The sequence below is a fragment of the Maribacter aquimaris genome (assembly GCF_014596745.1).
In the GTDB taxonomy this organism is placed as follows: domain Bacteria; phylum Bacteroidota; class Bacteroidia; order Flavobacteriales; family Flavobacteriaceae; genus Maribacter_A; species Maribacter_A aquimaris.
The window spans coordinates 130,420-147,059 of sequence record NZ_JABTCF010000005.1 but is presented as its reverse complement, the minus strand read 5'-3'; the positions used below and the strand labels follow the sequence as shown (position 1 = coordinate 147,059).

Sequence of the window (16,640 nt, the reverse complement as noted above, 5' to 3'; positions counted from 1 at the left end):
GCCCTTCATTAACAGGTGTATAAGGTATGGATGTACAGGATATGATAGAAGCATGATCATTGGTTTTTTGGTTCGTTCTTAAATGCGGAAAAGTTACAATACACAATATTCTGATATGGCACAATTTAAAATAGGTATTATAGGGTTAGGTTACGTTGGGCTGCCATTGGCCAGACTTTTTGCAACCCAATATCCCGTGGTAGGCTTCGATATCAATGTCGATAGGATAACACAGTTGAATAATGGCCATGACAGCACCTTGGAGATTTCGGATGAAGTGCTTAGGAAAGTTCTTGTTCCATCCCTAAAGGGCGAGATGGTTGCTGAAGTGGTTGGGGCTACTGCCCAGCCCGCTATGGATGAAAATCCTCATAATGGAATTGGGTTGTATTGCTCCTCAAATGTTGAAGATATTGCGGACTGTAACATTTATATCGTTACCGTTCCAACCCCAGTGGATAAAAATAACCGCCCCAATTTAACCCCCCTATATCAAGCAAGCAAAACGGTGGGGAAGGTCTTAAAGAAAGGCGATGTGGTTATTTACGAATCCACGGTGTACCCTGGGGTAACGGAAGAAGAATGTGTGCCCGTATTGAAAGAGGTTTCTGGACTTACGTATAATAAGGATTTTTTTGCTGGCTATTCCCCGGAGAGGATAAACCCAGGGGACAAGGAACATACGGTGGATAAAATCTTAAAGGTAACCGCAGGCTCAACGCCTGAAATAGGTGAACTCGTTGATGGCTTGTATAAATCGGTAATAACCGCAGGAACCCATTTGGCACCGAGTATAAAGGTTGCTGAAGCATCCAAGGTAATTGAAAATTCACAGCGGGATATCAACATAGCCTTTGTGAATGAACTGGCCAAAATATTCAACTTAATGGGCATAAACACTCAAGATGTCTTGGAAGCGGCTGGGACGAAATGGAATTTCCTACCCTTTAAACCCGGGCTTGTAGGGGGGCATTGTATTGGTGTGGATCCGTATTATTTGGCGCAAAAGGCACAGGAGTTGGGCTATCATCCAGAAATAATTTTGGCAGGTAGACGAATAAACGATTCCATGGGGGGACATGTAGCCCATGAGGTTATTAAACTATTGGTCAAGGCCGATAAAAAAGTAAAAGGTTCCAAGATATTGGTGTTGGGCATTACTTTTAAGGAAAATTGCCCCGATGTAAGAAATACGAAGGTGGTGGATGTGGTAGCGCAATTACGTGATTTTGATACCGTGGTAACCATTTATGATCCATGGGCAAAACCCGAAGAAGTGAGCCGCGAATATGGGCTGGTTACCACCCAAAATGTGCCGGATGGGCAATTCGATGCCATAATCCTCGCTGTGGCCCATAAACAATTTATGGATTTGGATCTAGAACCCTTAAAAAACAAGGACACTGTGGTGTACGATGTAAAAGGTGTTTTAAGGAATAAGGTAGATGGTAAATTATAAGGAGTGAAAATTGGCTTATTTGCGTAAATGAAGAATATTATAAAAGCAGATTTGTATAGATATGACAGTCAAACCTCTGTTTTAAAGGGGTTAAGAGTGCCGGGGTTTAAATACATGTACTTTTTACGGAAGGCTTCTAAATACAGAAAGAAATCGCCTTTCGGGATATTTTACAGATTACTCGTTCAAAGATATAGCCACAAATATGGATTCCAAATACCTGTGAATACAAAAATTGGAGAAGGATTTTATATTGGTCATTTTGGCACAATTGTTATTAACGGAAAAGCTGAAATCGGAAAGAATTGTAATATAGCTCATGGCACAACAATTGGAAAAGCGAATAGAGGTAAATTAAAAGGTTACCCGACAATTGGTAATTATGTTTGGATAGGCACAGGTTCTGTTATAGTAGGGCATATTAACATTGGGAATAATGTTTTAATCGCTCCCAATACATTTGTTAATAAAAGTGTGCCTGATAATTCACTTGTTATAGGAAATCCTGCTAAAATATTAGCCAGGGACAATCCTACAGAAGGATATATAAATCATATTCGAAAACAATAAGGCTTATGGTAATTTATAGGAATAATAACTGAATCGAGAAAATTCTAAAGATATTGCACGCTTCTTGTTCCTGTAAATGGTAGAGAAAATATCAAATTAAGAAAAGCACATACTATATTCAATTTACAGGTCAGGAACAATATTTTTTGGTAAAATTAGGAGTAAGTGAAGATTCCACTGAATCGGCAGCCTGAATTTTAAAATTTGGAATAGGGAAGTGAATTTATGGACAATAACCATTCAAACAATAAAAGAATAGCCAAAAACACCGTGATGTTATACGTCCGGATGCTTTTAATGATGGGTGTTGCTTTTTTTATGACGCGTATTCTGCTTAAGGAATTAGGGGTAGAAGACTTTGGAATATATAACATTGTGGGAGGGGTTGTGGCCATGTTCACTTCATTAAGAGGTAGCTTTGCTTCGGCGACGCAACGGTTTCTCAATTTTGAGATGGGCAGAAAAAATGAAGAAGGCCTAAACAGAATTTTTAATAAAAGTATTATAATTCACTTGATTTTAGCACTGTTGCTTTTAATTCTCGCGGAAACAGTAGGTCTCTGGTTTGTCAATAATAAATTAGTGATTAATCCGGAAAGATTATCTTCTGCCAATTTGGTTTATCAATTTTCTATATTGACTTCGTTGGTTACCCTTTTGACCATTCCTTTTGACGCTGTTATAATTGCGAATGAAAAAATGGATGTTTATGCTTATTTATCTATCCTCGATGTTCTTCTAAAGATTGGGGTTATTTTAGTGTTATCATATAGCGTCGTCAATAATCCACTAGTATTATATAGCTTCTTAGTACTATTGGTGTCACTGATTATTAGATTTTTGAGTTCTTGGTACTGTAAAAGGAATTTTAGGGAATGTAAATTTAAATTGTTTTGGGATCCCAAGTTGTTCAAGGAAATGGGAAGTTTTGCTGGATGGAATTTTCTCGGAAATTCTGCCTTTGTATTAACGAATGAGGGAACCAATATATTACTTAATATTTTTGGAGGTACTCCTATTAATGCAGCTCGCGCAGTTGCTTATCAAGTTAGAAATGTAAGTACGCAAGTCACTAGTACCATGATGATGGCGATCAATCCCCAAATAATTAAACAATACGCCGAAAAAAAGTATAAACCTGTCATGGATTTAATCTTTTTTAGTTCCAAAATTTCCTTTTTCCTTTTGTTTGCCATTACTTTACCGGTTTTAGTTTATGCGGATATAATTTTAAAGTTATGGCTTGAAATTATTCCAGAACACACCCTTATCTTTGTTCGTCTTATTCTAGTTTTTGTATTAATACGCGTGTTTCATGGTCCTTTGGACACCCTATTCAAGGCTACGGGAAAGATTAAAAAATATCAATTAATCGATAGTGGAATTCTGCTCTTGAATTTACCGCTTTCCTATTTTTTACTTAAACTTGGATTGGAGTTCTCTGTAGTCTTTAATGTTATGATTGTTGTGGAAATTATAAATTTAATTTGCCTTTTACTATTAGCCAATAAAGTTGCGAATTTCGATATCAAGAGCTATTTTACCAACGTTATATTGCCTTGTGTTTTGGTGGTTCTTTCTACCATTCCTCTAGTATATTATTTATTAACGTTATCAAACTCTTTAAGTACCACGATCATCTCTATATTGATTATTGTTATTTTTATAGTTTTTTTATTTTGGGGTATTGGCTTAAATAAATCAGAAAGAAATAAGGCAATGAAGAGTATGGAAAAATTTAAGTTAAAAATTAAAAAGAGATGAGGTTATTGTTTTTTATTTCATCTTTAAATGGTGGTGGTGCGGAGCGTGTAATGGCGACGTTGTGCAATCAATTAGCGACTTCCAATGATGAAATACATTTGGCTACCGATACTAAAATTCCGTTTGCTTATAAATTAGAATCTTGTATAAATTTACATGACCTATACCCTTCAGAAGAAGGCAGCCCAACCCCTCTTCAAAATAGAATTAAAATACTTAAAAGAATACAAAAGATATCCAAAGAGGTGCATCCGGATATCATAATTTCTTTTATGTACGAAATGAACTCTTTTGTGCTTATAGCAACACTAGGTATGAAAATTCCCGTCATAGCATCGGAACATAATACGCTTCATAGACGTCATACTTTTTCAGAATATATTATGCGGTTTTGGATTAGTAGATTAGCAAGAAAGCTAATTATACTTACACATCACGATTATGATTTTCTTGGAACCAAGTTACCTTCTAAGGTTGTAATTCATAATCCTCTTTCCTTTCCAATTTATAATGGACAAACATCGCGCAAAAAAAATATTCTTGCTGTAGGAAGTCTAGATCGATGGAAACATAAAGGCTTTGATAACTTAATTCGTGTCTGGGGGAAAATAGCTGCAAACTATCCAGAATGGACTCTGGAAATAGCAGGTAAGGGTAGCCAAAACAACTTTGATTATCTCTTTGAATTATGTGTAAAAAATAATGTTGAGACTCGGATTAATTTTATTGGGTTTCAGCCAAATATTGATAGGGTATTGAGAGAAACATCGATTTTTGTATTATCGTCCAGATTTGAAGGTTTGCCCATGGTACTCATTGAAGCAATGTCGCAAGGCTGTGGTTGTATTAGTTTTGATTGTATATCAGGGCCACGGGAGATTATTGTTAACGATGAAAGTGGTCTTTTGGTGGAAAACCAAAACCTAAAAGAGTTAGAAAATGCCATAATTAGACTAATAAATGATGAACAATTGAGATTGGAACTTTCTGCCAAAGCTTTAAAACATGTAAAAAAATTTCTTCCAGATAACATAGTAAGACAATGGCGGGAAATTTTTAAAGAAGTAATAAAGAAGTAATAATACAATCCTTTGATGGTGATATTAATATTATTAGCGGTTTTAGTGTCGGCTGGGGTCATCGTTCTAACGGGCAGTACCTCCATTGCCACATCCTTGCTATATTTTGTTACGCTTGGTACGGGAATCAGTTTTTGGCTAACCAAAGGCAACAGAAGGGATAGGTTGAACTTGTTGAAAATATTCTTTTCATCCTATGTGGCTTATGTGTTGTTTTCCTTGGTGTCTTATTTGGATTATAACGCCATCAATGATTTTTTTTTATTTCCAGATCAAACACTCTTTTTTGAAGTGGGTGAAACCTTAGGTAAAGGCACTGGTTTATCCCAAATTTTTCAGGACTGTTTTATCCTGCGAATTCATGAGGAAAATGAAGGGGCATATTTTATTTTTGGCCTCATTGGCTTTGTTGCCAATAAATATTTTGATGGCAATAGTATTCTTCTGCAATCCTTGCATGTTGGTTTTATGGCTATGATTTTAAATTTGTTTCTATACAAAACCATTCGATTTCACACCTACCGGTCCGAGGCATTAAAATTTGCACTGCTATTTGCCTTTTTTTCACCTTTGTTTTTTTATGCCCCGTGGATCTTAAGGGATGTTCATATAGCCTTGTTGTATGCCATAGGCATTTATATGATGCACACCCGGTTTACCATAAAAAGGCTCTTGTTATTTATTCCCCTCATAATTGTCACTTTGGAGTTTAGGTTGGAGATGGGGTTGTTTAGCTTTTTCATGCCCGTATATTATTTTTATTTCAGGGGCAAAAAACATCGAAATTATAAATTCCTTTTGACAAGTTTTATTTTTGTAGGTGTTGCGGTGTTTGGGATGATTCTAAACTTCTTGGTCACTTCAATTGAAGCTACCTTAAAATCTTTTGAAAGTTATTCCAGCTATACCGAGGAGAACTTAGGGGGTGGATTAGGCGCAATGCTATATGAGTTGCCCGTAGGTCTAAAGCAACTTGCTGTCACTTTTTTTTCTCAAATAATGCCTTTTCCTGCCTGGGGGAAATTTTTGGTTTCGGAAACAAGCTTTGAATATATTATTTCCTTGATAGAATGCTGTGGGGCCATTTTCTGGTCGTGTCTGTTTTTGTTCATGACTTTTGCTTTTACCAATAAGAAGGTTAGAAAACATTTGTCCAAAGAAAATATAGTGATGTTGGTAATCGCCTTGGTTTTTCTATTGGGAAATTCATCGGAAATGAATACCCGTAGGATTCTCTGTATTTATCCGTTGATCTTTATTCTTTACCTGAACATTAGGCACATGTTACCGAAAAGGAAGAGAATGTATTATTCTTATTCGTCCATAGCCCTTTATTCAGCCTTATCGGTAATTTATTTTTTTATAAAATATAGTTCATGAAAATCCTCTGTGTAATTAATAGTTTATGTCCCGGAGGGGCACAACGACAGCTTATAAATTTAGCCATTGGGTTTAAAAGGAATGGTCATGAGGTTTCTTTTTTGGCTTATCATAATGAAAATTTCTATACGTCCGAATTACTGGAAAATGATATTCCGACGACCTTCTTAGTGGAACCCAATTATTTAAAAAGACTTTTAAAGATGAGAAAGTTCATAAGGGGTGGCCAATATGATGCTGTGTTGGCCTTTCTTGAGGCTCCCTGCTTTATTGCAACGGTCTCCGGATTCCCATATAGAAAATGGAAGTTGGTCGTTGGCGAAAGAAGTGCCGATCCGAATATTCTTTCTTCCTTTAAGCGGAGGTTTTATCGCTGGGTGCATTTATTCGCAGATTATGTGGTGGCCAATTCGCAGACCAATTTGGAGATGGTAAGGCGCATAAACCCTTTAATGCCAAATAGGAAGTGTAAGGTGATTTACAATATGCTAAGGATCAATGATACTGCAAATATCAATAAATCAAACTTCTTTAAAGACAAACTCAAAATGGTTATTCTGGCCAATCAAAGGAAGTTGAAAAACCTGAATGGTTTGGTAGAGGCCGTTAATATGTTGGGGGAAAACGAAAGAAAGCGATTGCGGATAAACTGGTATGGAGAGCGAGATATAAAAGATCATGACCTGGAGGCATTGAAAAAAATAGATCGTTATGGATTGGTTGATGTTTTTGCCTTTCATGAGCCAATCAAGGACGTGAATGTTAAAATTAAGGAATCGGATGTGGTAGGCCTATTCAGTCATTATGAGGGTTTTCCCAACATAATCTGTGAAGCGATGATCTTAAATAAACCAGTCATTTGTAGTACGGTTTCGGATATACCAATATTACTAAAGGAAGATGAAAATGGTTTTTTCTGCAATCCAGAGGACATCGTTTCAATTTCTAATGCCCTAAAAAAGTTACTGGCAGCGGAAAAGGAACAACTTAATAAAATGGGTGATACCAATAGAATATTGGCTGATAAATTATTTAATAGCGAAGTATTGATTGAAAATTATTTAACATTGCTTGGGGATAAAAAAGTGAAGTCGGGTTGAATTCAAACATTTGTTTTTATGTAAGACAAAGTGTTAAGAGGAAAATTTGTGTTTTTTTAATGTTGAATGTTTCAAGAATCAAAGTGTGATAACAAACTAATAATGGCCATCAACCATATCAATAACACCAGAGTAAGGATGAAAAAAGTGGTTTATTTCGGAAATAAGACGTCGAAATTCCAAAGTGCAAAATCTACCTTGGAAACTTTAGAACCTTTATTGTCAAAAATTGTGCATATACGCACATATTCCGATAAGGTAAATAAACTATTTCGATTGTTCGATATGTTAATGGGGTTTTTGACAAATGTACGTGCTGCCGATCATATAGTCATTGATGTGTATTCTACCAAGGCACTTATCTACGCCGAGATGATTGGTTTGTTGTCCCGGATTTTTAAGAAAAACTACATACTGGTACTTCACGGGGGGAATTTGCCAGCGGTTTTCAGTCAGGGAAAGAAGGCGATGAAGTATTTATTTAATGGAGCTTTGCATATTGTAGCTCCTTCACATTACCTAAAAACTTTTTTTGAAACTAAGGGGTATACGGTGCAATTGATACCCAATATTATTCAATTGGAACAATATCCGTATTTGGAACGCGCTAAAGTTCGCCCAAAAATATTGGCTTTACGAGGCTTTAAAAAGGTGTATAACGCTCTAATGACCGTAAAGGCGATTCATATTCTCAAAAAGAGGGGGATTCCTGTTGAACTACGACTATTGGGGAATACTGATGAGGAGCACTATAATGAGGTCGTAACTTATGTTTCTGAGCATAATCTTCAAGACTGTGTTACAATTTTGCCCAAGCAAGAAAAATCGGTTTGGATCGAAGAATCCAAAGATTTTGATATTATGGTAAGCAACCCAATAATTGACAATACTCCAGTAAGTATGTTAGAGGGTATGGCACTTGGGATGTGCGTAATTACAACCAATGTAGGGGGGGTTCCCTATTTGGTAACCGATCATAAGGAGGTGCTGTATGTGGCATCCAATGATGCCACGGGTCTTGCTGATAAAATCCAGGAACTGATCACAGATGAAAAACTGGCCCATGGCCTGTCCCAACAGGGTAGATTAAAAGCAGAGGAGTATGATTGGAATCATGTTCGCGGTCAATGGGAAAAGTTGCTGTCATAAGGCTAAATGAAGTTGGCATTAGCTAACATTGATAATATAGTATATTGATTATTTAAATATGATGAGATGCTAAGGAAGCTTATTTTTAATTTTGGCGTAAAAAAGCGAAATCCCTCCTTAATGGGTTATCTGGATTTTATGAAGAAATCAGATGGTTGGTCCGAGAAGGAGTTATTGGATTATCAAACCAAAAGATGCAAGGAGTTCTTGGAATTTGTTTATAAGTACTCTCCCTATTTTAAAGGATTTTTTGATAGAAATGGGTTTAAGCCCTCAGAATTTAAACACTTGGAGCAATTAAAGCAATTGCCGCCATTTACAAAAGAGAACCTTATAAAGTACAATGACGAAATCCAAACTAATTATCAATTTAAAAAGTTGTTCATATCGAGTACTTCAGGAACTTCAGGACAGTTATTGAAGTTTTGGAAAAATGAAGAATGGGATTCTGGGACAAGGGCTGCAATATTTAGGGGGTACTCTTGGTACGGTGTTAATCCATGGGATAGAAACGGCTACCTCTGGGGGTATAACATTAGCCAAAAAGAAGCAAGGAAAATCAAGATTTTGGATAAGCTTCAAAATAGGTTTAGACTTTTCTCCTATACTCAATCGGAAATTGAAAAATTTGCCCGTAATCTTAAAGGGGCCAAATACCTACACGGGTATTCTTCAGTAATTTATGAGGTGGCCAAACTGGTCAATAAATCAGGGTTAAAAGATGATTATGATTTAAAGATGATAAAGGGGACCTCAGAAAAAGTTTATGATAGTTATCAGGAAGAAGTTAAGAAGGCGTTTGGACTTAAAATAATCGAGGAGTATGGATCAGCAGAGTCAGGGGCAATAGCATTTGAATGCCCGGAGGGCAATATGCATATAGCCATGGAAAATGTTATTGTTGAAGAAGAAGATGGTCAAATCTTGGTCACTAATTTATTGTCAAAATCGTTTCCCATTATCCGTTATAGACTGGGCGACAGTATAAAAATGGCAGATCCAAACTATAAATGTCCCTGTGGTAGGGCACATGCTGTTATCCTGGACGTCCAGGGCCGTCTTGGAGAGAAAATAATAGGTAAAGTACATGAATATCCGAGTGTTCTATTGAATATTTTCTTTAAAGGTATAACGACGAAACATGGGATATTATTGAATTATCAATTGAGACAAAACTTTAAAGGACTTGTGGATATGGATATTGAACAAGAAGAACTTGGCAATGGACCTATTCTTGAAAAGGAACTTAGGAATTATTTCAAAGATGATATTGAATTTACCATAAGATATGGCCAAAACATACATAAAATGGATGGTAAACTCAAAAACTTTATCACCACTTTAAAGAATTAACACTGGTTTGGTTTTGAGGGCCTGGATCACATACCCTTGGAAAGCACAAAAATTTTGAAAAAAAACATGAGAATAGGTGTATCTATAAATGAACTTGAAAGCCTTGGGAATTGGGAGCTTCGGATAATAGAAGGGATAAGAAAGGATCCTGAAATTGAGTTATCTCTAATAATTTTGGATGCTGGATTTCCTAGGAGTAATAAAAAAAATGGAGAAGCACGATTTAAGCACCGAACTGTACCAAAATGGGGTTTGGGGGAATGGATTTTTAAAAAGCAATTGGCAGTTGAAAGAAAGTTCTTTTTTAAGAAAATCAATACCATAAATAAAAAGAACATATATGATTTTTTAAATACTTGCGCTACTATAAAGTTACAAGACGAAGATGAAAAGGGGATAAATGCTTTTGTGCCTGAGGATTTGAAAAAAATTAAAGCATACGATTTGGATTTACTGTTACAGCTGGGCCATCAAAACATTGGAGCCGAAACAGCCACCTTGGCACAACTGGGTGTATGGTCACTTTTACATTCTAAAAATTCTGTACATCACTATAATTATATTGGCTTTTTTGAATTACTATATAAAGAACCGGCCATTGAAGTGGCCTTGCAACAGATAGGATTAGGCAACAACCAGTATTCTGTGATCGATAGGGCCTATTTTAGTCTACATTGGTCGTTGGTAAAAACAAGAGATCTTGTTTTAGAGGGGTCGGTTTCTTTGTTACTTAAAAATTTAAGGTTACTAAGTAAAGGCATAAATCTAGACAGCACTGAACGGAGTAACTCCAATTCAATTCCTACTCGGCCAAAAATCAATGAAGTTTTGAAGTACTGTATCAGGTTTTACAAGGCACTTACCATAAAGCTATATAAATCAATGAATACCACGTTGTTCGGGGCAAATTATCAAAGGTGGAGCTTGTTCTTGGGCCAAGGAAATTTTTTAAACACTAAACTCTCTAAATTAACGCCTACAATACCCCCAAAAGATGAATTTTGGGCAGATCCCTTTCTATTCCGCTACGGCAATCAATGTTATGTGTTTTTTGAAACCTTTTGCTATAAAACAAAAAAGGGAAAACTTTCTTGTGGTATTCTTGAGGAAGACCAATTGACCCATATTATTGATATTCTTGATTTGGACTATCATTTGTCCTACCCATTTGTTTTTGAGGAAGAGGGGCAAATATATTTGATGCCGGAAACTATGGACAACAAAAGGCTGGAGATTTACAAATGCATTAGATTTCCAGACAAATGGGAACTATATACAACGGCCTTTGAGGGGGAGATGGTGGCAGATCCATCCTTTTACACTGATAATGAGGGGCAAAAATGGTTGTTCGTCAATAAAAAGGAAATTAAGAATTTGCCGCTAAACAGTGAGTTGTTTATTTATAAGGTTGATTCTATAAAACTCAAAAGATTAATCCCACATGCACAGAATCCGGTTATTATAGATTCTAGAACAGGTAGGAATGGTGGGGCGGTTTTTAGTTATGGTGATGAAATTTATAGGCCTTCCCAAAGAAATGTAGATGGTATTTATGGTAGGGCCTTGAATATTAATAAGATCAAGGAATTAACGATCAACTCCTATAAAGAGGAAATCAGTAGCATCGTTGAACCCGATTTTCATGCAGGAATAATATCCATACATCATTTGCATCAAATTGAAGATCGATTTGTTTTTGATGCTGCTTTTAAAAAATAAAATCTCAAGAAGAACTACCTGTCATATTACATACGGTTTTTAATGAGGCAATAAAATCAAATAAAAATCCATAAATACGAATATAGAATTAAGCTTAGCCAAATACAAAAAGGATAGGCATGTGAAAAGGACTAAAATACTATGATGCATAAGTTACTTTTTAAATATGGTGTACGTTTAAGGAATCCATCCTTATATGATTATCTTTCGTTTTTGAAGAAATCCGATAGTTGGTCCCATAAAAGGTTGATTGCTTATCAAACTAAAAAGTGCAAGGAGTTCTTGGAGTTTGCTTATAAGTATTCGTCTTTTTACAAGACCACCTTTGATGACCTTAACTTTAAGCCCTCGGAATTTAAGGACTTGGAACAAATGAAGCTATTGCCAACGATTTCCAAGACTGCCTTGATAAGATATAACAGTTCAATACACTCTGATTACCCCTTTAAAAAAGTATTCCCGGCCTTGACTTCCGGTACTACTGGTGAATCCTTGGAATTCTTGAAGAATGAAGAATGGGATTCTAGTAATCGGGCAGCCATGTTTAGGGGCTATAGTTGGTACGGGGTACATCCCGCAGATAAGAATGGATATCTTTGGGGTTACAATATAGATCCAAAACAAGCCCTAAGAATCAAATGGTTGGATCGTTTGCAAAACAGATTTAGAATATTTTCTTATAATACCAAGGAAATAGAATATTTTGCCAAGAATCTTAAAGGCGCAGGGTACTTGCACGGGTATTCCTCAATGATCTATGAAGTGGCCAAACTGGTGAACAGATCGGGATTGAAAATTGATCATAAACTTAAAATGATTAAAGGGACCTCCGAAATGATTTTTGACGCTTATCAGGAAGAAGTGACAAAAGCATTTGGATTAAAAATCCTTAGCGAGTATGGGTCCGCAGAATCAGGTGTCATAGCCTTTGAATGTCCAGAAGGGAATATGCATATTGCTATGGAAAACGTTATTGTAGAGGAAGAGGATGGTGAAATCTTGGTAACAAATCTGTTGTCTAAATCTTTTCCAATTATTAGATATCGGTTGGGAGATATGATAGAGTTGGCGGATAAGGATTTTAAATGTTCCTGTGGCAGGGCACACCCTGTTATTTTAAATATTAAAGGGCGGGTAGGGGTTAAAATAATTGGAAAATCCCAGGAATTCCCAGGAAGGATGATTTACAATGTTATAAAAAACTTATCCATCGAACATGGCATTATTTTAAATTATCAAGCAAGGCAACACATGAAAGGTGTGGTTGATCTTTATATTGAGCAAAATGAGGAAAACTCCGAAGGTATATTGGAAAAGGAGTTGAAAAAGTATTTTAAAGATGAAATCGATTTTAACATTTTTTATGGTAAAAACCTTCACAATATGGAAGAAAAATTAAACGATTTTATAACTACTATAGGATAATGGAGAGGCATTTAATAAGTATCATCACCCCAGTGCACAACTCGGCTCAATTTATTGAAGCAACAATTGAAACGGTCTTAAAGCAAACCTATTCCCATTGGGAAATGATTTTGATCGATGATTGTTCCGAAGATGGGTCGGTAGCTATTATTGAAAAATTGGCGAAAAAAGACAGGCGCTTTAAGTTGATAAAAAATCTTGAGAAATCCGGTGCTGGTATTGCGAGGAACAAAGGCATTTCGGTTGCAAAGGGTACCTTTATCACTTTTTTAGACAGTGACGATCTTTGGTTTCCCAATTTTTTGGCAACATCATTGAATACTTGTTTGGTCAATAACTATGAATTTGTCTTTTCTTCCTATGAAAGAAGAGATGAGGGTTTAAATTCTTTGATCAGTGATTTTATAGTTCCTCAAAAAGTCACTTATAAGGATGTTTTGAAATCTTGTCCTATATTATGTTCCAGTACGTTTATTGATATACGTCGGATAGGGAAACACTACATGCCCGATTTGAAGAAACGACAAGATTGGTGTTTCTTTCTATCGGTTTTAAAGGAAGTTGAATATGCTTACGGCATTATAGAGCCTATGGTAATTTACAGAATGCGGAAGGATTCTATATCCAGAAATAAACTAAAACTAATCCCCTATGTTTGGAAAGTGTATCGGGACGTAGAAAAACTAAGTTTTGTCCGCTCATTTTACTTATTATATCTATGGTCCTTAAATGGATTTAAAAAGTACTATGTAAATACTCGGATAGTTGAGAAATAAGTTGTTTATGGTGCTTATGACCCGTAATGGATAATATTGGAAGTAGGTAAATATGTACATTTGTAATTAAATTATTTTAAGCATAATTATATTTGAATATTAAAGATGAAAGAAACTCCTTTTAATCTGGATTTTGAGGATACCGATGATACCTTCGCCATAAAGGATATCCTGTTAAAATACCTGCGATATTGGCCTTGGTTTATTTTGGCAATTATCATTGGCATCGGGTTGGGGGTGGTCTATATGCGATATGCCCCGATCATTTATCAATCCACAGCCAAAATAAAGATCATAGACGAATCCCAAGAAGTGGATATTGCCTCAGAGGCCATGTCACTTTTAGGGGGAGGCTCCAAAATCAATCTGGAAAATGAAATTGAAATTCTAAAATCCTATCGTATTTTATCGCAAGTGGTCAATGAATTACAACTTGACATTTCATTCTATGAGGTGGGCAATATAAAAACCAGTCGAATTTGGGCCCCACCTTTTCAGATTACAAAACATATAGATGCGGATAGTTTAGGGCGGGCAAAGCCATATATCATTAAATTAAGCGAAAAAGGGATTCGCATTACAGACGCCGATAAAAAGACATATACGTCAAATATTAACGAACCAGGGCAATCGGTGGAAGGCCTCCCCTTCGACATCCAAATGGTGCCAGGAATTGACCCTGTCTTTTACGAGGGCATTACCTATAAAGCGGTATTAAACCCTCTGAAAAGTACGGTACTTCAATTGGTAAAGGATATTAAGGTAGAGACCACGAGTAAGAACAGTGAAATTTTGTCCCTTACCTTAGAAAGTGAAAGTATGGATCTTAACGAGGCCATCATTAATACCCTAATCGAAAAATTTAACCAAGACGGGGTCTTGGATCGCCAACTAGTGAGCCAACGTACCCTGAACTTTATAGATGAACGCTTCCTTTACCTAGGGCAGGAACTGGATTCCATTGAAGGGGGAAAGGAGGTTTTTAAGCGCTCCAACAGCCTCTCCTATATTGAGGCAGATGCAGGAATGAGCCTACAACGGAAATCAGAGACCGAGGAACAGGTAATACAGCTGGAAAACCAGATATCCATTTCACAAATCCTTAAAGAAACGGTCGTTAATCAAAGTAATTTCGGCTTGTTGCCTGCCAATATTGGAATTGAGAACTCCAGTCTAAACAATTTGGTGGTTGGCTATAACGAAATGTCCCTTGAAAGAGAGAAATTATTGCCGAGCATGGGGAGTGACCACCCTACGCTTCAGAATTTGAATGGCCAATTGGAACGTGCCAAAGTCAACATCATAAAATCCGTAAATATCTACGGTACCCAATTAAAAAATTCGCTCCAACAACTGAAACGTGAAGAAAACAGGGCAGGCTCCGTATTTTCTAGATTACCGGAAAAGGAAAAAATGCTACGCTCCATAGAACGCCAACAGAGCATTAAGGAAAACCTCTTTTTATTGCTCTTGCAAAAACGGGAGGAAGCCGCCATCAGCTATGCCGTTACGGCCCCTACGGTTAAGGTGGTGGACTACGCGCTTACGAATGACATACCTATATCACCAAAGAAGACGATAGTCTATGCGGTATCCCTTTTGGCTGGGATGTTCATACCCTTCGCCTTGCTATATATCCGTTTTACCCTCGATACCAAAGTACATGATCGTTCCGATATCGAAAGATTGAAAGCGGATATTCCGATCATTGCCGAGGTACCTTTCATAAAAGGGAAAAAGGGTTTTGATGGGCCGAACGATCGTTCGATCTTGGCCGAATCATTCCGTATTGGTTGTACGAATGTAAACTATATGTTGCCCAAGAACGACAAAGGACAGGCACAGGTGGTTTTCGTTACCTCCGGGGTCAAAGGCGAAGGCAAGACCTTGGTCGCCTATAACCTTTCCTTGGCCTATGCCAGTATGAAGAAAAGGGTATTGCTTATTGGGGCCGATTTGCGAAACCCTGCCTTGAACGACCATTTCGACAGTAAGAAAAGTATAGGGCTTTCCGATTACCTAAGTGATCCGACCATGGATTGGTCAGCTATAATTCGTGATGGCAGCATGAATGGGGACTACCACAAGGTGTGTTTCAGTGGCGCCATTCCCCCGAATGCGGCCGAATTATTGTCCGGCGATGGGTTTGGCGATTTTATCGCCAAGGCAAAAGCCGATTTCGATTATATCATCGTCGATACGGCCCCGACCTTATTGGTGACCGATACCTTGTTGATATCCGAATATGCCGATCTGACCCTCTTTGTAGTACGGGCCGGTTTTACCGACAAGCGGGTTATCGAATTTGCGAAAAACCTGGACGCCACCAAGAAACTGCATCATATGGCCTTTGTGCTCAACAATGTGGGCTTGGGGAACTCCAAGAATTACAATTATGGCTATGGCTATGGCTATGGGGCCAAAAAATAAATGGAAATCCTATCCAATGCGGCCAACAGTCTTGGATACAATTTTGATGGAGCCTTCCCTTTTTTGGGGAAGGCTTCTTTTTTTACTACCGTTTTTAAGTCTATTCCCTAGGTCTATTTCCGTTTCATTCCCTTCTTTTTGGTATCGACTACCGATGTTGACCTTTGTTAGACAAAGCGCCCGAATTGTGGTAATCTTTTGGGAGGATTCGCCGGGAGCTATTTCTTCTTTAAAATGGATGTAACCAAATTCCGGTTTAATTGTAATACAACGAATACGGCAGCAAACATAGAAAGACAGTTGGGGATAGGAAATGATAAGATTCGTTGTATTCTATGTTGGTTGGAATGAGGATTTTTATACTTTAGGGAAATAAACAATTGTCGGTCGGGCCTTTAGGTCCCGTCCGGTAATAATGGATTATGATTGGGTCCGA

At 37.1% G+C, this 16,640-nt stretch carries 12 protein-coding genes; all 12 read left to right on the top strand.

What is annotated here, in order from left to right; genetic code table 11:
- The first annotated feature begins 115 nt into the window (after positions 1-115).
- The 12 genes from HPE56_RS09865 to HPE56_RS09810 all read left to right on the top strand — a co-directional run bounded on the left by HPE56_RS09865 (position 116) and on the right by HPE56_RS09810 (position 16,204).
- Positions 116-1,459, top strand: a complete 1,344-nt coding sequence (locus tag HPE56_RS09865; RefSeq protein WP_188243612.1) for a nucleotide sugar dehydrogenase — start codon at positions 116-118, stop codon at positions 1,457-1,459.
- Between the two features lie 27 nt (positions 1,460-1,486).
- Positions 1,487-2,029 (top strand): serine O-acetyltransferase, encoded by a 543-nt coding sequence (locus tag HPE56_RS09860; protein WP_188243611.1) that lies wholly within the window; start codon positions 1,487-1,489, stop codon positions 2,027-2,029.
- 225 nt (positions 2,030-2,254) lie between these two features.
- The gene (locus tag HPE56_RS09855) at positions 2,255-3,793 is read left to right on the top strand and encodes a lipopolysaccharide biosynthesis protein (protein ID WP_188243610.1); all 1,539 of its coding nucleotides are present in this window, start codon (positions 2,255-2,257) and stop codon (positions 3,791-3,793) included.
- On the top strand, positions 3,790-4,872 hold the full coding sequence (locus HPE56_RS09850) for a glycosyltransferase family 4 protein (protein WP_188243609.1): 1,083 nt from the start codon (positions 3,790-3,792) through the stop codon (positions 4,870-4,872). The genes HPE56_RS09855 and HPE56_RS09850 overlap by 4 nt, the downstream gene beginning before the upstream one ends.
- 15 nt (positions 4,873-4,887) lie before the next feature.
- Positions 4,888-6,252, top strand: a complete 1,365-nt coding sequence (locus tag HPE56_RS09845) for a hypothetical protein (protein WP_188243608.1) — start codon at positions 4,888-4,890, stop codon at positions 6,250-6,252.
- Positions 6,249-7,352 (top strand): glycosyltransferase, encoded by a 1,104-nt coding sequence (locus HPE56_RS09840; protein WP_188243607.1) that lies wholly within the window; start codon positions 6,249-6,251, stop codon positions 7,350-7,352. The genes HPE56_RS09845 and HPE56_RS09840 overlap by 4 nt, the downstream gene beginning before the upstream one ends.
- A gap of 102 nt (positions 7,353-7,454) precedes the next feature.
- Complete coding sequence (locus tag HPE56_RS09835) at positions 7,455-8,501, top strand: glycosyltransferase family 4 protein (protein WP_223170265.1); 1,047 nt, start codon at positions 7,455-7,457, stop codon at positions 8,499-8,501.
- Positions 8,502-8,639: 138 nt separating this feature from the next.
- Entirely contained in the window at positions 8,640-9,854 is a 1,215-nt protein-coding gene (locus HPE56_RS09830; protein WP_223170264.1) for a phenylacetate--CoA ligase family protein, read from the top strand.
- 66 nt (positions 9,855-9,920) lie between these two features.
- Positions 9,921-11,573, top strand: coding sequence for a glucosamine inositolphosphorylceramide transferase family protein (locus HPE56_RS09825; protein ID WP_188243604.1), 1,653 nt, complete (start codon positions 9,921-9,923; stop codon positions 11,571-11,573).
- Between the two features lie 141 nt (positions 11,574-11,714).
- Positions 11,715-12,998 (top strand): phenylacetate--CoA ligase family protein, encoded by a 1,284-nt coding sequence (locus HPE56_RS09820; RefSeq protein ID WP_188243603.1) that lies wholly within the window; start codon positions 11,715-11,717, stop codon positions 12,996-12,998.
- Positions 12,998-13,774: a glycosyltransferase family 2 protein gene (locus HPE56_RS09815; protein ID WP_188243602.1), complete on the top strand. Its 777-nt coding sequence runs from the start codon at positions 12,998-13,000 to the stop codon at positions 13,772-13,774. The genes HPE56_RS09820 and HPE56_RS09815 overlap by 1 nt, the downstream gene beginning before the upstream one ends.
- Before the next feature lie 105 nt (positions 13,775-13,879).
- Entirely contained in the window at positions 13,880-16,204 is a 2,325-nt protein-coding gene (locus tag HPE56_RS09810; protein ID WP_188243601.1) for a GumC family protein, read from the top strand.
- Positions 16,205-16,640 lie beyond the last annotated feature (436 nt).